The sequence below is a fragment of the Acetobacter papayae genome, from assembly GCF_047721125.1.
Lineage (GTDB): Bacteria > Pseudomonadota > Alphaproteobacteria > Acetobacterales > Acetobacteraceae > Acetobacter > Acetobacter papayae.
On the sequence record NZ_JBDNWF010000044.1, the window covers coordinates 1 to 20,440 of the forward strand.

Genomic DNA, 20,440 nt, shown 5'->3' on the forward strand with positions numbered 1-20,440 from the left:
AGGATGCTCCCAAGCCCGAATAACCGCCAGTTTCAGGCAGTTGTACCGGCAGGGCGGCCATGGTTCATGGCCGCCCTTTTCTATTGGCTGACCAGTTTTGTCGCAGCCGCCTCCCGCATAGAACAGTGGACAAAGCGCACAGCCGGGAGAAAGATGTGCCGCTTTCCGCCCCAGCCATTGTTGTTTCCTACATGCGCGCAAACGTACCCCCTCTTCCTACCCTGACATTTCCTCTTATCGTTCTGCTTGGTCTGGTTACCGCCATTGGCCCGCTGGCGACGGACATGTACCTGCCCGCCTTCCCGCAGCTTGATTCTGACATGGCCCACGGCCCGGGATCAGCCCAGATGACACTGGCGGCGTGGTTTCTGGGACTGGCCATCGGCCAGTTCTCGCAAGGCCCGCTTTCCGACCGGTTTGGCCGCAAGGTGCCGCTTATCATTGGTCTGGGCATTTTCGGGCTGGCCAGCGCAGGCTGCGCGCTGGTGCATGACTATAAGCTGTTCTGCTTTTTCCGCTTTTTAAGCGCGCTTGGCGGATCGGCCAGTGCCGTTATTCCGCGCGCCTCGGTGCGCGATGTGGCCACAGGCCGCAAGGGCGCGCATATCATGGCCCAGCTTACGCTTGTGTTTGGCGTCATGCCCATACTGGCGCCAACCCTTGGCAGCCTGGTGCTGAAATTCGGCTCATGGCGCAATATCTTCTGGGTGGCGGCGGTCTATGCAGCACTCGCCATTATCGCAACACAGGTGATGCTGCCCGATACGCTGGCCCCTGAACGGCGTATCCGGCTTGCACCATCAGATATTCTAAGCCGCTACCGCTCTATCCTTGCCGAGCCGGTTTTTCTGTCCAATGCGCTGATCACGAGCTTTTCCAGCTTTGTCATGTTTGCCTATCTGGGCGGTGCCCCTGTTCTGTTCGAGCAGGTGCTTGGGTTTTCTCCCTCCGCCTTCGGGATATTTTTTGGCGTTAACGCCTCGTTCTTTATTCTGGGCACACAGATCAACGGCAGGCTGGTTCACCGTATTTCCATGCCGGTCATTCTGGAGGCGGCCATTCTGTGGTCCTGCCTGCTGGGCGGGGTATTTGTTGTGCTGGCTGTCATGGGAGTGGCGGGGCCAAACCATCCGCTGCTGACCTGTATGCTGATTACCAGCATTACGGCGGCACTGGGCTTTATCGGCCCCAACGGCACGGTGCTGTCCTTTTCACGCCATGGGCAGCATGCAGGCAGTGCCTCGGCCCTGCTGGGCACACTCCAGTTCGCGCTGGGCGCACTCAGTAGCGTGCTGGTAGGGCTTATGCCCCAGCATGGCGCGCTGCCAACCGCCATCGGCATGACAACCGGCGCGCTGTGCATGGCGGCCAGCAACATCCTGCGCCGTCAGGCAACGGATGCAAACGAGCACGAACAGGAAGCGTAACGCCCCACCCTGAGTGCCCTCAGTCGCTGGAATCCGTGGAGGATGACCGGCTACTCCGGCGCGTTGTCCCTTTGAAAGAAGACGTGCCGGGGTCGGTCGTGTTGAGGGTATTGGGGGGCTTGCCGTAAATGGCCTGTGTCTGCGGTGTGACGGTATGGCCGTCCTGCAAACGCATGGGCCCGGCGGTGCCACCTGCATCCGGGTTTACGACCTCGTAGCGTTCCTCAGGCTTGGGCGGTGGCGGTTTGATCCGCGGATGCCCCGATGCCGCGGCCAGACGGTCGCGCTCCTGCTCGAGCTTTTCCTGCCGCTCCACATCGCGCTGGGCAGCACGGGCCTCGGCCTCGGCCGCTTCGGGCAGAAAACGGCCCGGCCGCTCATAAGGCAGGTCTATGTTATCGCCCTCGATGGGGGTACGGCACCCGGCAAGCAAAGGCCCCAGCACCAGCAGGCCGCCCATGGCCGTGTGCCAGAACCTGCCACCGCCAACCTTGCGACACCGTCTGTCCAGAACCATGCGTATCGCCCGCGACGAAAGAAAAACCAGAAAACCGAAAACTCAGCCTTCGATCCGGCGCGCCTCATCGGGCAGCATCACGGGAATGCCATCACGGATGGGAAAAGCCAGCCCCGCCTTTTCGCTAATAAGTTCGCCCGTGGCGGCGTTATAGGTCAGCGGCCCCTTGGTAACAGGGCACACCAGCACGGACAGCAGGCGCGCATCGATGGGCGCGGTTGCGGTTGCGGTATCGGACATGGACAGCTTTCCCCACATGTTTCTTGCCAGCACAGACCCGTTGCCCGTGATGTGCCGCCCCTTCAGGATGGCGGGCCTTCGTGTTCCGGCCCGGCCATATCCAGCAGTGTCTGCAGCACCCGCACGCGTTCGGTCAGGCTTGCCGCATCAAGCAATGCCTGTTTTTCCGCCGGAGGGAAAGGACAGATCATGGGCAGGGTGACCAGCAGCATGCTGTCATCCATCTGTTCTATGAGTGACCAGCGGGCATCCAGGCCCTTGCGCTGGAAATAGCGGCGCATGGAGTCCAGCAGGTGGGTGCGGTCAAACGGTTCGGAGGGGATTTCGTTCAGATCCCCCGCAAAGGTGGAGGCATCGATCCGCCCGATACGGTAGCCCCGGCGCGGCGTGGTCTCACGCAGGAGCCGAAAGCGGGTAACCCCCGACAGGGTAATGGCGTAGGTGCCATCAGCCCGCTCGGTAAAGGAGGAAATACGCCCCAGCGTGCCCACGCCATATAGGGGTGGGGCCAGATTTTCCTCGTCATCTTCCTCACGCCAGCGGGGCTGGATCAGCCCCAGCAGGCGGTTGGTAGCCAGTGCATCTTCCACCAGCGCCACATAGCGCGGCTCGAACACGTTCAGTGGCAGCCGCCCGCGTGGAAAGAGCAGCACACCCGAAAGCGGAAACAGCCCCACCTCCGGCGGCATGTCCGCCAGCGTCATATCCTGTACGCGCGGAATCCGCCGGGGAATATCATCTTCCGCGAAAGGAGAAACGCGCGTGCCCATGAGTTACGAGAACAGCAGGGAGGACAGGCGACGGCGGGCCGCCAGCGTATCGGGGTCATCATGCCCCCACGCCTCGAAAAACCGCAGAAGCTGCTGGCGGGCGGCACCCTCTTTCCAGCCCCGGTCCGCACGGATGACATGCAGCAGTTCGGCGGCGGCTTCCTCCCTCCGCCCTGCGGCGTTCAGGGCCGTAGCCAGTTCGCAACGAGCCTCAAAATCTTCGGGGTTGGCAGCAAGGCGGGCCTGAATGCCTTCCATGGCTTCAGCCGCCTGCCGTCCCTCACGCTTGAGTTCAAGGGCTGCGCGCGCGCCGGCCACATCGGGGGCGTTGGTAATTTTTTCCGGCACGTCTGCAAGAGCCGCGGCGGCGGATTCCTCATCATCCAGTGCGAGCATGGCGCGCACCAGCCCACCCCATGCGCGGGGGTTTTCCTCTTCCTCGCCAATAACCGAGGAATACAGTTCCGCCGCTACATCCGGCCGGCCGGTTTCCAGCGCGGTATCGGCTTCCTGCAGCCGTTCGGTAGCGGGCAGGGTGCCACCACCACTGGCCTTGAGCACCGTCTCGACAAATTTTTTCACGCCGCTTTCGGGCAGGGCTCCCTGAAATACGTCAAGGATCTGGCCTTTCCAGAACGCCGCCACCAGCGGAATGGACTGGAGCGGCAGCCCCACCTGCGCAAGCTGGGCAGCCAGCGCGCGGTTGGCCTCGATATCAACCTTGACCAGCCGCACCTTGCCCTTGGCCGCACGCACGACTTTTTCCAGCACGGGGGCAAGCTGCTTGCACGGCCCGCACCAGTCCGCCCAGAAATCCACCAGAACCGGAACGGAGCGGCTGGCCTCAATCACATCGTTGATAAAGCTGTCCTGCGTGCCGTCCTTAATCAGATCCGCCTGTGCGCCTGCCGTATCCGGCTGGCCAATCAGCTGTTCCATCGGTTCTGTTCCCTGCTCTGGCCACGGCGCGCCGTGGCGTGTCTGTTCTTGCTGTCCTAGATGGGCAATCTTGCCCCACAGGGCAAGGGCTCAGGGGTATCGGGCGGGGAAGGATTGCGCGCAACGCCATTCTGGCCCCATACTAGGACAAAACAGGAACAGCGGCAGGGCGTTCAATGGCACAGTCACCAAAACGGCGTAAAACCCGGGCCACCCCGGAGCAGGACATACCGGAAAACCAGGACAGCCCGGCCACGCTGCCGCCCGCCGCACAACCACAGACCGCAGTTGTGCCATCAGCAGGCACACAGGCGGCCCTGCCGCAGGGCTGGGGACCGCAGGCCATTCGTGTGCGCGGCGCACGGGTGCATAACCTCAAGAATATCGACATCGACATCCCACGCGACCGGCTGACTGTCATGACCGGGCTTTCCGGCTCGGGCAAATCCTCTCTGGCGTTCGATACCATCTATGCCGAAGGCCAGCGCCGCTACGTGGAAAGCCTGTCCGCCTATGCGCGGCAGTTTCTGGAACTAATGGGCAAGCCCGATGTCGATTCCATCGAGGGGCTTTCTCCCGCCATTTCCATCGAGCAGAAAACCACCTCCAAAAACCCGCGCTCCACGGTTGGCACCGTAACCGAAATCTATGACTACATGCGCCTGCTCTGGGCGCGCGCGGGTGTGCCGTATTCCCCCGCAACGGGCCTACCTATCGAGGCACAGACCATCAGCCAGATGGTGGACCGGGTTGTAGCGCTCCCCGAGGGCCTGCGCCTGATGCTGCTGGCCCCCGTCATCCGTGACCGCAAGGGCGAATACCGCAAGGAACTGGCCGAACTCCAGCGCAAGGGCTTTACCCGCGTGCGGGTGGACGGCACGCTGTACGATATTGGCGAAGTCCCCAGCCTGAACCGCAAGCTACGCCACACGGTGGAAGTGGTGGTGGACAGGCTGGTGGTGAAGGAAGGCATACAGACCCGTCTGGCTGATAGTCTGGAAACAGCGCTCGGCCTGTCTGACGGCATTGTTTATGCCGAAGAAGTGCGCCGCGACGGCAATGAAGAAGACGCCGTAAAACTGGTTTTTTCCTCGCGCTTTTCCTGCCCGGTCAGCGGGTTCACGCTTGAGGAAATTGAACCCCGCCTGTTCTCCTTCAACGCACCACAGGGGGCCTGCCCCGCCTGTGACGGGCTGGGGTCTGAAACCTTTTTCAACCCCATACTGGTGGTGCCCGATACACGGCTTTCGCTCAGCAAGGGAGCCATAGCCCCGTGGAAGGATGCCAAATCCCCCCTGCTGGAACAAACGCTCGAAAGTCTGGCCGCGCATTTTGACATCGACATGGACACCCCCTGGCAGGACCTGCCCCAGACCGCACGCACCGGTATTCTGGACGGGGTGGATGAGAGCGTGGTGTTCACCTACCGCGAAGGCCGCAAGGCTTACGCCGTAACCAAACCGTTTGAAGGCGTGCTGAAAAGCCTTGAAAAACGCCTGCGCGCCACTGACAGCATGTGGGTGCGCGAGGAACTCTCGCGCTATCAGTCAGACAAACCCTGCCATGCCTGCAATGGCGCACGGCTCAAACCCGAAGCGCTATCCGTGCGGGTGGCGAATGCAACCATCGCGCAGGCATCCGACCTGCCTATTGGCGAGGCGCTGGACTGGTTTGCCGCCGTGCTGCCCACCCTTACCCCCCAACGCGCGGATATTGCGCAGCGCATCCTGCGTGAAATCACGGAGCGGCTGAAATTCCTTGACGATGTAGGGCTGGATTACCTGACCCTCTCACGCGGGTCGGCCACACTGTCCGGTGGGGAAAGCCAGCGCATCCGGCTGGCCAGCCAGATCGGCTCGGGGCTGACAGGCGTGCTGTATGTGCTGGACGAGCCCTCTATCGGGCTGCACCAGCGCGATAACGAGCGCCTTCTGGGCACGTTGCAGCGGCTCAAGGCGCTGGGCAACACGCTGATTGTGGTTGAACATGATGAAGACGCCATTCGCAGTGCGGACTGGCTGGTGGATATGGGGCCGGGAGCCGGGCTCAATGGCGGGCAGGTAATTGCCGCTGGCACGCCAGAAGAAGTCGCCCGCGTGCCTGAAAGCCTGACAGGGGCCTATCTATCCGGGCGCAGGCGTATTGATGTGCCCACCACGCGCCGCAAGGTGGACAAAAAACGCCAGATCATTCTCGAAGGGGCCAGCGGGCATAACCTGCGCGATGTCACCGCCAGCTTTCCCCTTGGCACCTTTACCTGCGTGACCGGGGTTTCGGGCTCGGGCAAATCCACTCTGGTGCTGGATACGCTGTACCGCGCCCTGTCGCGCCAGCTCATGGGCACGGCCACCACGCCCGAGCCCTATCAGCGTATCCGGGGTGTGGAACTGCTCGACAAGATTATTGATATCGACCAGTCCCCCATCGGACGGACCCCGCGTTCAAACCCCGCCACCTATACCGACCTGTTCACCCCCATCCGCGACTGGTTTGCCGAACTGCCCGAAAGCAAGGCGCGCGGCTACAAGGCGGGGCGCTTCTCCTTCAACGTCAAAGGTGGGCGGTGCGAGGCCTGTCAGGGCGATGGGCTGCTGAAGATTGAAATGCACTTCCTGCCCGATGTGTATGTAACCTGCGATACCTGCAAGGGGGCACGCTACAACCGCGAAACGCTTGAAATCCGCTTCCGGGGCAAGAGCATTGCCGATGTGCTGGCCATGAGCGTGGATGAAGCCTACCCCTTCTTTTCCGCGCAGACACGCATCCGCGACCGGCTGGCCATCCTGCAAAAAGTTGGCTTGGGTTATCTGACACTGGGCCAGCAGGCCACCACTCTGTCAGGCGGTGAAGCGCAGCGCGTCAAACTGTCCAAGGAACTGGCGCGCCGGGCCACGGGCCGTACGCTGTATATTCTGGACGAACCCACAACCGGCCTGCACACCGAGGACGTGCGCAAGCTGCTGGAAGTGCTGCACGCGCTGGTAGATCAGGGCAATACGGTGGTGGTGATCGAGCATAACCTCGAAGTTATCAAAACCGCTGACTGGATTATTGATGTCGGGCCGGAGGGAGGCAGCGGCGGCGGGCGTATTCTGGTCGAAGGAACACCCGAGACCATTGCCGCCTGCGCCCAGAGCCATACGGGGCGTTTTCTTGCCCCCATGCTGGACCTTGCCCCCCAGACGGCTGCCAAAACAACCACCAAGAAAGCAGCCTCCTAACCCCATGCCCGGCACCACCTGCGCGCAACCCCGGAGCACGGCTTGCCCCCTCCGGGGCCAACCTGCCCAGTTGACCCGCGCTGTCAGGAACCACCTACTACCGGGGCAAGGATACAACCGGCTTCTGCTCTCAGGGAAAGGCACCGGATATGAGCGTAACCAGAGGGCGCAAGGCCGTGCCTGACACCAGCATGCGGGCCGAAAATACACGACATGCAAACAGCCCGAACCGTCCAGCACGGAGGGCACCGCCAGCAGTGAAAACCCTGTTAGGCCTCATGGCCGGGCTGAGTTTAGGACTAGGGGTGGCATGCACGCCCTCCGCCCCGGCCCATGCGGCAGAAGCCTCCGCATGCCGCCAGTTACCCGCCTCGGTTCTGTTCGAGCAGCGCACATGGACAGAAATCCGCGATGGGCTGGCCTGTGGCGTTACCACCGTCATCATTCCCGTAGGGGGCACGGAACAGAGCGGGCCGTATATCGCCGTTGGCAAACATAATGTGCGTGTTCTAGCGCAGGCCGAGCGTATTGCCCGAGCGGCAGGGAATACGCTGGTCGCCCCGGTCATGGCCTATGTGCCCGAAGGTGGTACAAAACCCCGCACCAGCCACATGCGTTTTGCAGGCACGCTGAGCATACCCCCCGATGTGTTTGAAAAACTCGTGCAATCCGCTGCCGAAAGCCTGCGCGTGCAGGGCTTTACCCTTGTGGTACTGCTGGGAGACCACGGGGGGTATCAGGCCCAGCTCAAACAGGCGGCGGATACGCTCAACACCGCATGGCGTGGCACGGGTGCCAAGGCACTGTATGTTCGCGCCTATTACGATGTCCTGCCCCACCAATATGCCGACTGGCTGAAAAAAAATGGCCATGAAAAAGAGGTCGGGCTCCATGCGGAACTGTCCGATACGGCGCTGATGCTGGCGGTTGACCCCTCCATGGTACGCCAGCAGGCCCTGCGCGCGGGGCCTGCCCCCACGGCTGCACAAGGTATTTATGGGGGCGATCCGCGCGGGGCATCTGCCGCACTGGGGCAACCGGGACTGGACATGCAGGTTCGGGCCGCAACACAGGCCATAGAGGCCGCACGCACGCCGCCGCCCTAAAGCGTAAAGGGAATTTAAAGTCCGCCGAATGGACGCTCACCATGCCGCCATGCTAGACACAGCCACGGTTTTTCGGGGCAACGGCCCCGTAAGGGACAGCCCCGCAAGGCACGTATAAAAGGCATAATGTCATGGGTGTAAAACGGTATCTGGCATCGGCAGCGGCCCTGACAGGGCTTATGGCCGCAAACGCCACACTGGGCGGGCTGGCAGCCCATGCGCAGGACTGGAACTGGCAGAGCGATCTTTCCCGCCCGGTCAGCAACGCGCCCGCAGCAAAAACCGCAACCCCGGCCACGGCCCCTGTAACACAGGCCGCCCCTGCCACGGCACCGCAGGCGGGGTACACCGGAGCGGCTGCCCCGAGCACCGCCACCACGGCCACAACAGCGCCCGCGACCATCCCCAGCGCGCCGGAAGCCACTACCGTTCCCGCACCGGGCACCGTGGCGGCGAAGGCTGACGATGTTCCGCTCACGCCCCTGCCCGAACAGGCCATAACCCATAGCGATCCGGCACAGACCATTCCCGGCATGCCGCCCGTGATCGACCCGCATAATCTGTATAGCGAGACGGCCTCCGGCCATATTGCCCCGGAAGTGGCGCAGGATCTTGCCCGTATCTACGTGCCCAACCTGCGCTCGAACGACGTATCTGTCATTGACCCGGCCACCAATACGGTGGTGGACCATTTCAAGGTCGGTCGTGGGCCGCAGCACGTGGTGCCGTCATGGGACCTGCGCACCCTGTGGGCCACCAACAATGCCGAAGGCAGCACCAATGGCAGCCTGACCCCCATCAACCCGCGCACCGGCAAGCCCGGCCCGGCGGTAACGGTGGATGACCCCTACAACATGTATTTCACCCCCGATGGCCGCTCCGCCATTGTGGTGGCGGAAGCCCGCCGCCGGCTCGATTTCCGCGACCCGCACAGCATGGTGCTTCAGGGTTCGGTGGAAGCGCCGCACTGCGCTGGCATCAACCACGCAGCATTTTCCATTGATGGGCGCTACGCGATCTTCACCTGCGAATTTGGCGGCTATGTCGTCAAGGTCGATACGGTCAATCGCAAGGTGCTGGGCTATCTCAAGCTCTCCTCTGGCGGCATGCCGCAGGATATTCTTGTCTCGCCTGATGGCCGTACGTTCTACGTGGCCGACATGATGGCCGATGGCGTGTTCATGGTTGATGGCGACAACTTCCGCCAGACCGGGTTCATCCATACTGGCGTGGGCACGCACGGGCTGTACCCCACGCGTGACGGCAAGCAGATGTATGTGGCCAATCGTGGCTCGCACCTGATCCATGGCCGCCCGCACAGCAAGGCGGGTGGTGTGTCCATTATCGACTTCGCCACCAACAAGGTTGTGACCAACTGGCCCATTCCCGGTGGCGGCAGCCCGGATATGGGCAATGTCAGTGCGGATGGCAAAAGCCTGTGGCTTTCAGGGCGGTTTGACGATGTGGTGTACCGCTTCGATACCCAGACCGGCGCTGTCATCAAAATCCCTGTCGGAGCGGAACCTCACGGTCTGACCGTATGGCCCCAGCCCGGCCGCTACAGCATTGGCCATACTGGCATCCTGCGCTGAGCAACACCCGCCCTTACCGCCATCTGGCCCGGTAAGGGCGGCAATTCCCGTACAGGACTTGTGTTGTCCTTATTCCGGTGCCAACTGAATAGGCATGTAAGGCAACAACACGGCACACGCCCCACTGATCGGAACCGGCAAGCATGTTCATAGAAACCGAAGGCACCCCCAACCCCGCCACGCTCAAGTTCCTACCTGGCCGCGCTGTCATGGGAGACGCGGGTACGGTCGATTTTATCGATGCCGATACCGTAGCCGGGCGCTCCCCCCTGGCGGATGCGCTGTTTGCCATCCCCGGTGTTGCACGGGTTTTCCTTGGCAATGACTTTGTTTCCGTCACCAAGGCGGACAGCACGGAATGGGAAGAACTGCGCGGGCTGGTTCTCTCCACGCTGATGGATCATTTCGTAGCGGGTCTGCCCATCGTTGCCGATGGCACGGGCATTACCGAAGACGCTATTGCACCTGAAGATGCCGAAATCGTCACCCAGATCAAGGAACTGCTGGATACGCGCGTGCGCCCGGCCGTGGCGGGTGATGGTGGGGACATCGTTTTCCGCGGGTATCGCAACGGTGTGGTGCGCCTGACCATGCAGGGCGCCTGCTCGGGCTGCCCTTCCTCACGCGCGACACTCAAGCACGGGGTGGAAAACATGCTGCGCCATTACGTGCCTGAAGTGGTTTCTGTCGAACAGGTGGACTAAGCAGCCATGGCGGACGAGCGCGACGTGCAGCAGACAGGCGGGCAGGGCGATACCCCGGCCCATGACGGCATACCGGCCAGCGCCGTGGCCAGCCCTGCGGATAGCGGGGTCGCACCGGGTGACAGCGCCCTGCCGGATAGCTCGCCCGCCGAGACCCTGCCCGATGGCGCCATGGCCCAGTCCGCCCTCGACCAGCTTTTTGGCACGGCACGCACACCACGGCGCTGGAGCACACGCCCGGTGTCAGATGACGTGCTGCGCCAGCTTTACGCCCTTGCAAGCCTTGGCCCGACCTCGGGTAACTGCTCTCCCGTGCGGCTTGTTTTCCTGAAAGGCACCGAGGCTCGCGAGCGCCTGCGCCCGGCTCTTTCAGCCGGGAATGTCAACCGTGTCATGGGTGCGCCGGTCATTGCCATTGTAGCGCATGACCCGCTGTTTTTCGAACAACTGCCTTTTCTCTGCCCCGGCGAAGACCTGCGCTCGTGGTTTGCAGCGGATGTTGGCCTGTCGGAAGAAACCGCCTTTCGTAACGGCACGTTGCAGGGAGCATACGTCCTTATGGCCGCGCGGGCTCTGGGGCTGGATGTTCTGCCCATTTCAGGCTTTGACCAGTCGATGGTGGAAGATGCTTTTCTGGCCGAAAGCGGCTGGCGGGCCAATTTCCTGCTCTGCCTCGGCCATGGTGATCTGACCGGCCTGCCCCCGCGCGCACCACGGCTGGACTTCGCGCAGGCCTGCCGCGTGGTGGACTGAGCATGGTCAGGCGTTTTCTCGTACTGGATGCCAGCCCGGCCGGAGATGCCGCCAGAGGGCTGGCGGCCTGTCTTGAGCTGCACGACACCACGTTAAGCCTTATCAGCCAGCGTGAGGAATCCGGAAAGCAGGCGGCGGAGGGCAGCAACCTGCTGGCCGCCCAAGCACTCGAGCAGGCTGGCTGGAACACGCCACCCGATACCGATAACCCCACCTCCACACCGGCCACACCGGACTGTGTTGCAGTCGTGGTCGGGCCGGGTTCGTTTACCGGGCTGCGCGCCTCATGCGCCGTGGCCGCAGGCTATGCGCTGGGTGTTGGGGCGGAACTGGTTGGTGTCAGCCGGGCTGAAGCGCTGGCCCCGGCACTGGATGCCGAACTGGCAGGCCATGACGGGCTTGCGGGCTGGCTGCTTGTGACCTCCGCCCGCCGGGGCCGGGTGTTTGTGCAGAATAATCAGGGCGACTTGCAGGCCGTAAGTGTCGCCGACTGGCAGACCCCGCAGGGCCGCTGGCTTATAGCGGGAGACGCCGCCGAGGCGCTGACGTTCGATGAGCCAGTGCGCAGTGCATCCAGCACGCCAGACCCTGCGCAGATTGCCAGCGCGGCCCTGCGCCGTCTGGCGGGCGATCTGCCCCCACTCAAGGCTCTGCCCCTTTACGTGGACCCACCGGAAGCCAAACTGCCTGCTGACGGATTGCGGGCTGCACCGGTCTGAGCATGCAGGCCACATTCCAGCCCGTGGGCGTGGCCTATGCTGCCGTGCTGGCCTGCCTTCACGCCGCGTGTTTTTCCCCGGCCGAACAGTGGGATGAAGCGTCCATGGCCAGCCTTCTGGCCTCGCCCGGCACAACGGCCCTACTGGCCTGCACACAGGGCAAGCCTGCGGGTTTCATCCTGTTGCGCTGTATTGCGGATGAAGCGGAAGTGCTCACACTCTGCATCCTGCCCGCCAGCCGCAGGCTTGGCCTTGCCCGCCGCCTTGTCGAACAGGGCCGACAAGTTGCCGCACGGGCAGGGGCCAACACCCTGTTTTTGGAAGTCTCAACACAGAATGAGGCGGCCAGCCGCCTGTATGAACAGGCAGGCTTTACCCGGCAGGGCCTGCGCCGCCACTATTATGCCGATGGCAGCGATGCCCTAGTGCTCTCAAGCCCCTGCACGGCTGCGTAATACAAATGCACCGCCCGTTCGTTCACAGGAACGGGCGGGTTAGCGGATACTTTTTACAGCGCGCGTGCGCCAATATCCGTACGCCAGTGCGCGCCATCCCACGAAATCGCGGCCACACCGGCATAAGCCCGCTCACGCGCCTGCTGCACCGTATCGGCCAGAGCCGTTACGGCCAGCACCCGGCCACCTGAAACCACCAGTTCGCCCGCCATGTTGCGCATGGTCCCAGCCTGATAGACCTGCACGCCTTCAAGAGCCGCCGCATCTTCCAGACCGTGAATGACCGCCCCTTTTTCAGGCGCTGCCGGATAGCCCCGCGCCGCCATGACCACACAGACAGACGCCTGATTGGAAAAGGACACCGACACACCATCCAGCTTGTCATCCGCAAGGGCGGAAAGGGCGGGCAGCAGGTCTGACTGCAAGCGGGGCAGGAGGGCTTCGGCCTCGGGGTCGCCAAAGCGGACATTGTATTCGATCAGGCTCGGGCCGTTATCCGTCAGCATCAGCCCGGCAAAAATCACGCCCCTGAACGGGGTGCCACGGCGTACCATTTCGCACAGCATCGGGCGTACCAGCAGGTCGAGCGCTGCTTCCTGCTCAATGGGGCCAAAACCCTTGGGGGGCGATACCGCCCCCATGCCACCGGTATTAGGCCCGGTATCGCCATCGCCCACGCGCTTGTGGTCCTGTGCGGCCCCGATCAGATAGGCTGTCTCACCCGCGCAGAAAGCAAAGAGCGAGACTTCCTCACCCATAAGGCAGTCTTCTATCACCACACGATTACCCGCGGCCCCCAGCGAGCCACCGGTCATCATATCGGTAATGGCGGCCTCGGCTTCTTCCACGGTTGCGGCCACCACAACGCCTTTGCCCGCGGCAAGCCCGTCGGCCTTGACCACAATCGGCGCGCCACGCTCACGCACATAGGCAATGGCGTTTTCCGCCCGATCGAAAGACTGCCAGCGCGCGGTAGGAATACCCGCTGCATCGCAGATTTCCTTGGTAAATTCCTTACTGCCCTCAAGCCGGGCGGCGGCCTGTGTCGGCCCCGCACAGGGCAGGCCAACACTAGCACAGGCATCGGCCAGACCTTCGACCAGAGGCGCTTCGGGCCCCGGCACAACCAGGTCGATCTGCTGTTCGAGCGCGAAGGACACCAGTGCGGGAACATCCTGCACGCCAATCGCCACATTGACGCCCAGCGCCTCGGTGCCGGGATTACCCGGCGCTATGAACAGCTTGGACAGGTGCGGTGAACGCGCAAGGGTCTGGGCCAGGGCATGTTCCCGTCCACCGGAGCCAACCAGTAATACGCGCATTCTTTCTCTCCCGCTGTATCATTACTCTTTCAGGGCGTGCGTCTGTAGCATAGGTTGAGCCATGCACGAAAATTTTGAACAGTCCCGCGCTTTCTCCGGCAACGCTGCACCCCATGGCGGGCAGGGCAATGCCGGGTCCGGCGGCAATGTGCCGGAATACACCGTATCCGAAATATCGGGTGCCATTCGCCGTACTCTGGAAGGTACGTTCGGGCGCGTGCGGGTGCGTGGGGAAATAACCGAGTTCAAACGCTACCCTTCGGGGCATCTGTATTTTTCGCTCAAGGATGAACAGGGCAAGATTTCAGGCGTGGTGTGGCGCGGCTCTGTCTCCCGTCTGGGGCTGGAACCCGAAAACGGGCTGGAGATTATCGCTACAGGCAAGATTTCCGCCTATGGCGAGCGCTCAAGCTACCAGCTTGTTGTCGAACGCATGGAATATGCGGGGGAAGGCGCATTACTGGCCCGGATCGAGCGCCTACGCCTCAGGCTCGGGCAGGAAGGGCTGTTTGACCCCGCACGTAAAAAACCCCTGCCGCTGCTGCCACGGGTTATCGGGGTTGTGACATCGGCTCAGGGTGCTGTGCTGCATGATATCCGCACGACTGTTCTGCGGCGCTTTGCCCGGCCCATTCTGGTCTGGCCAGTGCCGGTACAGGGCGAGGGAGCGGCAAACCGCATAGCCGCCGCCATACAGGGTTTTGACCAGCTTGAGCCCGGCGGCGCCATTCCCCGGCCTGATGTGCTGATTGTCGCACGCGGCGGTGGCTCGCTGGAAGACCTGATGGCGTTCAACGAAGAAAGCGTGGTGCGGGCGGCAGCAGCCTGTCGGATTCCACTTATTTCCGCCGTGGGGCATGAAACCGACACCACGCTGATCGATTTTGCCTCGGACCGCCGCGCCCCTACCCCTACAGCGGCGGCAGAAATGGCCGTACCAGTCCGTACCGAACTGCTGGCGGATCTAGGCCACCGCAACGCCCGCGCTCTGGGGGCGCTCTCCCGCCTGCTCCAGACTGCCCGCCTGAGGCTGGACCGCGCCGCCAGTGGCCTGCCTGACCTACCAAGCCTGCTCCAGACCGCGCGGCTAAGACTGGATGAACGCGCACACCGGCTGGAAACGGCCCTGCCAGCCCTAACCCAGCGTAGGCGTACGGAACTGGTGCGGGTTGAACGCCGCATGCCTTCGCTTGAAACCCTGCTGGCCGCACGGACTGCCCGGCTCATGAGCCAGCAGGCAGCCTTGCAGGCCGCTTTTGCCACCACACTCCAGCGCCGTGTGGCACGGCTTGCGGGCGGACGCCTATCCACCGCCCCGCTTGCGGCCCTGCTGCGCGAAAGACGACTGGCCCTTTCCGGCGTGGTCGGGCGGCTGGAGGCAGTCTCGCCCATGGCGGTTCTGGCACGCGGCTATGCGCTGGTAAGCCGTGAGGGCCGCCCGGTTACTGGAGCCGCTGCCCTGAAAAACGGCGAACACGTTACCCTGACCTTTGCCGATGGCACGCAGGAAGCCACCATTGGCCGCACCACCCCGGCACAGGGCATGCTGGATTTCTGAACACCACCACCATGCCACGCGTACACGCATTGAACCCGGCCTGTACACGGGGTTATGCTGCCCCGGACAGGGCGTTGACACCACAAACCGGAAACCGAACCATGTCTCTTTTCTCATCAGGCAGTACCAGCATGCAGGAGCGTATCCGGTCATGGGTATTGCCAGGCGCATTGGCCGGAGTTCTAGCACTCATGCTGAGCGGCTGCACACAGCCCCAGAAGGCCAGCCAGATTGTACCGCAGACATTCGGCCCCACCCCGCCCACACAGGCGGCTCAGACCATGGCGCCTGTCAGTTCGTCCGATACGGGAAAAGCCTCCAAACTGAACGACCCCTCCGCACCCCATGACACACCACTCTGTGGCACCGCCGCGCGTGAGGCCATGGCCATGGCCGTGCAGAACTACCCGCAGCCCCTGACCTCGGGCAACAGTTGCACGCAGAACGCCTGCTACAACACCCAGACAGGCACCTATATTGCAGCAGATGGCACGCAGCGCGTCTGCCGTTAAAAGGCGGAAAAAATCTGCTTTCTTATCCTTTTTGATTAAAAAACGGATTTTCCCTGTTTTTATGGGTAAATCTGTTGTCTTTCATGACAGGCAGGTTTCATAATTTTTCGTTAATATCGTGTCTAATTCATGAAATTTTTTACCTGACTTCGTAAAAACAGCTCTATCCTGTAGGAAAAAGCGGTAATGAAAACCGGTTTTCATCAAAAAATAAAAGCTGTTTTCGAAAATACAGGGCAAAACCATACCCTCATCTGCCTGAAAGCCAATCCGGCAGATAAGGGCGCATAAACTTCCTTTTGGCAGGTCATGGAATTGCCAAAATATCCGCTCTATGTTCGCCAGAAAAAGGGCATAAAAAAACCCCTGACCAGAACCGGCAGGGGTTTAGATATTGGTGGAGCCAATCGGAATCGAACCGACGACCTCCTGAATGCCATTCAGGCGCTCTCCCAACTGAGCTATGGCCCCACACTCTATAGCGCCCGGCTTAGCAGCCTCTTTGGGGGAGACCACCGTGCGTGGTGGAGCTATTACCGCCTTCCGAACAGGCTGACAAGACATTATTTTTACGTCATCAGCACTTTCATGTCCCGCAGGGCGGCAACCAGCGCCAACAGCGGCAGACCCTGTATGGAAAAGCTGTCTCCGCGCACCTGTTCAAACAAAAGCAGGCCCGGCCCTTCCAGCCTGTATGCCCCTACACAGGACAGGCAGGCCTCCGCCTCGAGTGCCAGATACTGCTCAAGGAACGAATCAGAAAACGCCCGCATGCTCAGATGCGCCTGCTCGACATGCTGCCAGACAACCTGCCCGCCTTGGCACAACACCACGGCTGTATGGAGCGTATGCGTTCGGCCTCGCAGCGCTTGAAGCTGGCGGGCGGCCTGTTCCAGTGTGGGGGGCTTGTCGTACCACTGCCCTTCACAGGACAGCATCTGATCTGAGCCTATAACCAGCGCTGTACTATCCGCCGCACCGGCCAGCGCCTTGGCTATGGCCAGTTCCAATGCTGTGTCATCTGTCGAGCAGCCCCGTGCATGAGCCCGCTCACGAATAGCGTGTTCATCCACCTCAGGTCGCACAATGCCAAAAGCCAGACCGGCATTTTCCAGAAGCCTTTTTCTGGCAGCAGAACCACTCGCCAGCAGAAGTGACGTGGCCCTGTCCTGTAATGGATTCGGCTTTAGTACTAAAGCTGTCATGGAATCGAGTCTCTTTCAGGTACTGGCGTATCGGAGGGCTGTGAGTACTTTCCTGAGTACCGGGGTACATGTGGACTGTACGGAAAACAGAACAGGGGCGTACCGAGTACCGGGAACAACTCTGCAATATCATGAACGGGTGAGTTGTACACAGGCTCAGTTTGGATAATTCGGGATAACCTTCAAAAACCCTTGTTTTGCAAGGCCCTGTAAACTGTACACACTGTGGGAAAAACGGGGTACGTTTTTGGAATACCGGGTACCCCGTCATCCACAGTACCCTTAAACAATCTCAATCTCTTTTCTTTCTTTTTTATAGGAAATGGGGCGTGGACAGGGCGGATAAAGACGTGCAGGACTTCAGACCATGACAACGCAAGCTTCCATCCCCTCCGCCAAACGTCTGCTAAGAACCCTCAATGGTGAGGCACTCTGGCCGCCGCCGATGTGGCTGATGCGCCAGGCTGGCCGGTTTTTACCGGAATTCCGGGCCATGCGGGAAAAAGCCGACTTTCTGACCCGCTGCATGACGCCCGATATCGCAACGGAACTCACCCTCCAGCCGATCCGCCGCTTTGGCATGGATGGAGCCATTCTGTTTTCCGATATCCTGATTCTGCCGTGGGCCATGGGGCAGTCACTGCGTTTTGTTGCCGGAACCGGCCCGGTGCTGGGTGCCATCCGTTCCGAACAGGATCTGCTGGCACTGGACCCCGCACGCATAGCCGAAGCCACGGCCCCGGTGCTGGAAACCCTGACACGCCTGCGTGGTATTCTGGACGGGCCGCAAGCCGTCGGCGCTGCAAAACCGGGTGGCACAACGCTGCTGGGCTTTACGGGTTCGCCCTTTACGGTGGCCTGCTACATGGTTGAAGGCAAAGGCTCGCGTGAATTCGCCATTACCCGTGAGATGGCGTTTAAAGACCCAGCTTTGTTCGACCGGCTGATCGCGCTGCTGACGGAAACCACAGCGGCTTATCTATGCGCTCAGGTCGAGGCCGGGGCTGAAGCGGTCATGTTGTTTGATTCCTGGTCTGGTCTGCTGCCTCCCTCCGAGTTCCGCAGGCATGTCATTGCCCCCACACGGCAGATTGTGCAGGCGGTCAAGGCACGGCACCCGCATGTGCGTATTGTTGGCTTTCCACGTCTGGCCGGGGTGATGATCTCGGAATATGCGCGTGAAACCGGGGTGGATGTGGTGGCGCTCGATACGGGGGCCGATATGCAGGCTGTCCTTCCCCTCCTGCCTGAAAAAATCGGCGTGCAGGGTAATCTCGACCCTGTGGCGGTTCTGGCTGGTGGTGAGCCCATGCGGCGCGAAGCGCTTTCTATCCGCGAGGCCGGGCGGGGTCGGGCGCATGTATTCAACCTTGGCCATGGCGTGCTGCCTGAAACCCCGGTCGAACATGTGGAAGACCTCGTGCGCACCCTGCGGGAAACACCCTGATGCCGAAGGATCAGGTAATGCGTGTGGCCCGAGCTGGTGCGGTCGAACTGGTGATTTTCGATTGCGATGGTGTTCTGGTGGATAGCGAGGCCGCAACCTGCGGCCTATGCGCTCAGGCCGCGCGGGAAGCGGGTATGATGGTGTCGGATGAAGACAGCATTGAAACGTTTTCCGGTATGGCGTTGCCCCTGATCCGCCGCATGATCGAACAGAAAACCGGCACAACCCTTGCGCCCGACTGGGCCGCCATGATGCAGGCCCGTTTTGTTGCCGCCATGGAAAAAGGCGCAAAGCCAGTAACGGGCGTTTATGCCATGCTGGATGCGGTACGGGCCATGGGGTTGCCCATGCGGGTGGGTACCAATTCATCCATGGAAGAAATGGCGGTCAAATTTGCGGCCACCAACCTTGGCCCGTATTTTGGTGATCGTGTTCATTCCGCCGTGGATGTGGGAGCCCCCAAGCCTCGGCCTGATATTTACCTGACAGCCGCACGGCAGGAGGGCGTTGCCCCACAAGCCTGTGTCGTGCTGGAAGACAGCCTACCCGGTGCGCAGGCGGCACTGGCCGCTGGCATGACCTGCGTGATGCTGGTTGAGCCCGGAAAAACCCCGCCGGAACTGCTCGGTGTGCTGCGGATTGAGCACCTGTCCGAATTCCCGGCTGTGCTTGAGCGGCTGAACGGGCAAGGATAGTCCCTGATGGTTATTGATGCCCTTCTGCCTTGGACGCGCTGGCTGCTGGCTTTTCACATCATGTCCGTGATGGCGTGGATGGCCGGGATGTTTTATTTGCCCCGGCTGTTTGTCTATCACTGTCAGGTCATGGCGGGTACGGCCGAAAGTGAGCGTTTCAAGCTGATGGAACGCCGCCTGCTGCGGGCGATTAGCACGCCAGCCATGATTTCAAGCTTTCTGTTTGGTGGGTTGCTGGTTCTGACACCGGGGGCCGTGGACTGGCATGGCGGGTGGTGGCACCTTAAACTACTTTGTGTGGTGCTGATGGCCGGCTTTCATGGCCTGTGCGCGCGCTGGCGGCGTGATTTTGCCAATGATGCCAATACCCGGTCAGAAAAATTCTACCGTTTTGCCAATGAGGTACCCACCCTGCTCATGATCGTGATTGTCATCATGGTTGTGGTCAGGCCGTTCTGACAGACCGGGCGGGTTTTACTCCGGTTCTTAAAGCTGGTTTATGCTGCCTGTTCCGCCGTATTGGGGAGAAAATTCGAGAATGTCCTCTATCGCACGCACGATCGCTGTTTTCTGTGGTTCCCGGCTGGGGAATGATCCGGTTTATCAGGATGTCGCCCAGCAGGCAGGCAAGCTGCTGGCCCGCGAGGCAATCCGGCTGGTCTATGGTGGTGGTGCCAATGGGCTAATGGGTGTTGTGGCGGATTCCGTCATTCGTGCAGGGGGAGAGGTTACGGGGGTTATTCCCGAATTTCTGACCAAACGCGAAAAAATGCATGAATGCGTATCGGAGCTGATTGTCACCACCTCCATGCACGAGCGCAAACAGATCATGTTCGCCCGGGCTGAAGCATTCTGGATTCTGCCCGGTGGTTTCGGCACGTTTGATGAAATGATGGAAATCCTGACATGGCGTCAGCTTGAGCGGCATAACAAGCCCATTATTCTGGTCAATACCGCTGGCTGGGGCGAGGCTGTGGTGGCCATGCTGGAAGCAGCGGTAAAGCAGGGCTTTGCCTCGGAACAGTCTCGTGCGCTTTTACAGGTAGTACCGGATGTTGAAACGGCGCTGGCCTGCTCGGTCTGGCAGGAACAGGGTGCCCCTGTGCCGATGGATACGCTGTAAGCCTGTAAATCTGCTCTTGCCTGACGGGGCTGAGCGCTGTATAGCCAGCACACCGCATCGGAGTGTAGCTCAGCCTGGTAGAGCACTGTGTTCGGGACGCAGGGGCCGGAGGTTCGAATCCTCTCACTCCGACCA

Annotated in this window: 20 protein-coding genes and 2 tRNA genes; 15 read left to right on the forward strand and 7 right to left on the reverse strand. The window is 61.4% G+C overall.

Annotated features, from left to right (window positions below):
* Nucleotides 1–191: 191 nt before the first annotated feature.
* Nucleotides 192–1,427: a multidrug effflux MFS transporter gene (locus ABF757_RS10990; protein WP_415482391.1), complete on the forward strand. Its 1,236-nt coding sequence runs from the start codon at nucleotides 192–194 to the stop codon at nucleotides 1,425–1,427.
* Nucleotides 1,428–1,446: 19 nt separating this feature from the next.
* On the opposite strand, the gene ABF757_RS10995 is transcribed toward ABF757_RS10990, so the two are convergent.
* From ABF757_RS10995 to ABF757_RS11010, 4 genes are all read right to left on the reverse strand, one after another.
* The gene (locus ABF757_RS10995; protein ID WP_415482377.1) at nucleotides 1,447–1,944 is read right to left on the reverse strand and encodes a hypothetical protein; all 498 of its coding nucleotides are present in this window, start codon (nucleotides 1,942–1,944) and stop codon (nucleotides 1,447–1,449) included.
* Between the two features lie 42 nt (nucleotides 1,945–1,986).
* Complete coding sequence (locus tag ABF757_RS11000; protein WP_025861085.1) at nucleotides 1,987–2,184, reverse strand: Trm112 family protein; 198 nt, start codon at nucleotides 2,182–2,184, stop codon at nucleotides 1,987–1,989.
* Nucleotides 2,185–2,246: 62 nt separating this feature from the next.
* The gene (locus ABF757_RS11005) at nucleotides 2,247–2,954 is read right to left on the reverse strand and encodes an LON peptidase substrate-binding domain-containing protein (RefSeq protein ID WP_415482379.1); all 708 of its coding nucleotides are present in this window, start codon (nucleotides 2,952–2,954) and stop codon (nucleotides 2,247–2,249) included.
* Between the two features lie 3 nt (nucleotides 2,955–2,957).
* Nucleotides 2,958–3,893 (reverse strand): tetratricopeptide repeat protein, encoded by a 936-nt coding sequence (locus ABF757_RS11010; RefSeq protein WP_415482380.1) that lies wholly within the window; start codon nucleotides 3,891–3,893, stop codon nucleotides 2,958–2,960.
* Between the two features lie 176 nt (nucleotides 3,894–4,069).
* Between ABF757_RS11010 and uvrA the strand changes: the two genes are divergently transcribed.
* The 7 genes from uvrA to rimI all read left to right on the forward strand — a co-directional run bounded on the left by uvrA (nucleotide 4,070) and on the right by rimI (nucleotide 12,443).
* Entirely contained in the window at nucleotides 4,070–7,114 is a 3,045-nt protein-coding gene (gene uvrA / locus ABF757_RS11015) for an excinuclease ABC subunit UvrA (protein ID WP_415482381.1), read from the forward strand.
* Between the two features lie 278 nt (nucleotides 7,115–7,392).
* A complete protein-coding gene (locus ABF757_RS11020) occupies nucleotides 7,393–8,220 on the forward strand; it encodes a creatininase family protein (protein WP_415482392.1) in 828 nt (275 codons plus the stop codon).
* Nucleotides 8,221–8,702: 482 nt separating this feature from the next.
* Entirely contained in the window at nucleotides 8,703–9,812 is a 1,110-nt protein-coding gene (locus ABF757_RS11025; RefSeq protein WP_415482394.1) for a YVTN family beta-propeller repeat protein, read from the forward strand.
* Nucleotides 9,813–9,955: 143 nt separating this feature from the next.
* Nucleotides 9,956–10,516: a NifU family protein gene (locus tag ABF757_RS11030; RefSeq protein WP_025861344.1), complete on the forward strand. Its 561-nt coding sequence runs from the start codon at nucleotides 9,956–9,958 to the stop codon at nucleotides 10,514–10,516.
* A gap of 171 nt (nucleotides 10,517–10,687) precedes the next feature.
* Nucleotides 10,688–11,269, forward strand: a complete 582-nt coding sequence (locus tag ABF757_RS11035; protein WP_025861345.1) for a malonic semialdehyde reductase — start codon at nucleotides 10,688–10,690, stop codon at nucleotides 11,267–11,269.
* Nucleotides 11,270–11,271: 2 nt separating this feature from the next.
* Nucleotides 11,272–11,988 carry a tRNA (adenosine(37)-N6)-threonylcarbamoyltransferase complex dimerization subunit type 1 TsaB gene (gene tsaB / locus ABF757_RS11040; protein WP_415482382.1) on the forward strand — a complete coding sequence of 239 codons (717 nt, stop codon included), beginning with the start codon at nucleotides 11,272–11,274 and terminating at the stop codon, nucleotides 11,986–11,988.
* A gap of 2 nt (nucleotides 11,989–11,990) precedes the next feature.
* Nucleotides 11,991–12,443 carry a ribosomal protein S18-alanine N-acetyltransferase gene (rimI, locus tag ABF757_RS11045; RefSeq protein ID WP_415482383.1) on the forward strand — a complete coding sequence of 151 codons (453 nt, stop codon included), beginning with the start codon at nucleotides 11,991–11,993 and terminating at the stop codon, nucleotides 12,441–12,443.
* A gap of 53 nt (nucleotides 12,444–12,496) precedes the next feature.
* Here the strand turns inward: rimI and purD are convergent, their stop codons facing one another.
* Nucleotides 12,497–13,765, reverse strand: a complete 1,269-nt coding sequence (purD, locus tag ABF757_RS11050) for a phosphoribosylamine--glycine ligase (protein WP_415482384.1) — start codon at nucleotides 13,763–13,765, stop codon at nucleotides 12,497–12,499.
* A 61-nt stretch (nucleotides 13,766–13,826) separates the two neighbouring features.
* Between purD and xseA the strand changes: the two genes are divergently transcribed.
* Together xseA and ABF757_RS11060 are read left to right on the forward strand one after the other, a co-directional pair.
* Nucleotides 13,827–15,323: an exodeoxyribonuclease VII large subunit gene (gene xseA, locus ABF757_RS11055; protein ID WP_415482385.1), complete on the forward strand. Its 1,497-nt coding sequence runs from the start codon at nucleotides 13,827–13,829 to the stop codon at nucleotides 15,321–15,323.
* A 101-nt stretch (nucleotides 15,324–15,424) separates the two neighbouring features.
* Nucleotides 15,425–15,835 (forward strand): hypothetical protein, encoded by a 411-nt coding sequence (locus tag ABF757_RS11060; protein ID WP_415482386.1) that lies wholly within the window; start codon nucleotides 15,425–15,427, stop codon nucleotides 15,833–15,835.
* Between the two features lie 395 nt (nucleotides 15,836–16,230).
* Here the strand turns inward: ABF757_RS11060 and ABF757_RS11065 are convergent.
* Together ABF757_RS11065 and ABF757_RS11070 are read right to left on the reverse strand one after the other, a co-directional pair.
* Nucleotides 16,231–16,306, reverse strand: a tRNA-Ala gene (locus ABF757_RS11065).
* A gap of 98 nt (nucleotides 16,307–16,404) precedes the next feature.
* Nucleotides 16,405–17,040: a Maf family protein gene (locus tag ABF757_RS11070; RefSeq protein ID WP_415482388.1), complete on the reverse strand. Its 636-nt coding sequence runs from the start codon at nucleotides 17,038–17,040 to the stop codon at nucleotides 16,405–16,407.
* A 367-nt stretch (nucleotides 17,041–17,407) separates the two neighbouring features.
* Between ABF757_RS11070 and hemE the strand changes: the two genes are divergently transcribed.
* The 5 genes from hemE (at nucleotide 17,408) to ABF757_RS11095 (ending at nucleotide 20,440) form a co-directional block, all read left to right on the forward strand.
* The gene (gene hemE, locus ABF757_RS11075; RefSeq protein WP_025861352.1) at nucleotides 17,408–18,487 is read left to right on the forward strand and encodes a uroporphyrinogen decarboxylase; all 1,080 of its coding nucleotides are present in this window, start codon (nucleotides 17,408–17,410) and stop codon (nucleotides 18,485–18,487) included.
* Between the two features lie 17 nt (nucleotides 18,488–18,504).
* Nucleotides 18,505–19,182 carry an HAD family hydrolase gene (locus ABF757_RS11080; protein ID WP_415482389.1) on the forward strand — a complete coding sequence of 226 codons (678 nt, stop codon included), beginning with the start codon at nucleotides 18,505–18,507 and terminating at the stop codon, nucleotides 19,180–19,182.
* A gap of 6 nt (nucleotides 19,183–19,188) precedes the next feature.
* Nucleotides 19,189–19,641, forward strand: a complete 453-nt coding sequence (gene hemJ / locus ABF757_RS11085) for a protoporphyrinogen oxidase HemJ (RefSeq protein WP_025861353.1) — start codon at nucleotides 19,189–19,191, stop codon at nucleotides 19,639–19,641.
* 79 nt (nucleotides 19,642–19,720) lie between these two features.
* Complete coding sequence (locus tag ABF757_RS11090) at nucleotides 19,721–20,305, forward strand: LOG family protein (RefSeq protein WP_415482390.1); 585 nt, start codon at nucleotides 19,721–19,723, stop codon at nucleotides 20,303–20,305.
* Between the two features lie 58 nt (nucleotides 20,306–20,363).
* Nucleotides 20,364–20,440, forward strand: a tRNA-Pro gene (locus ABF757_RS11095).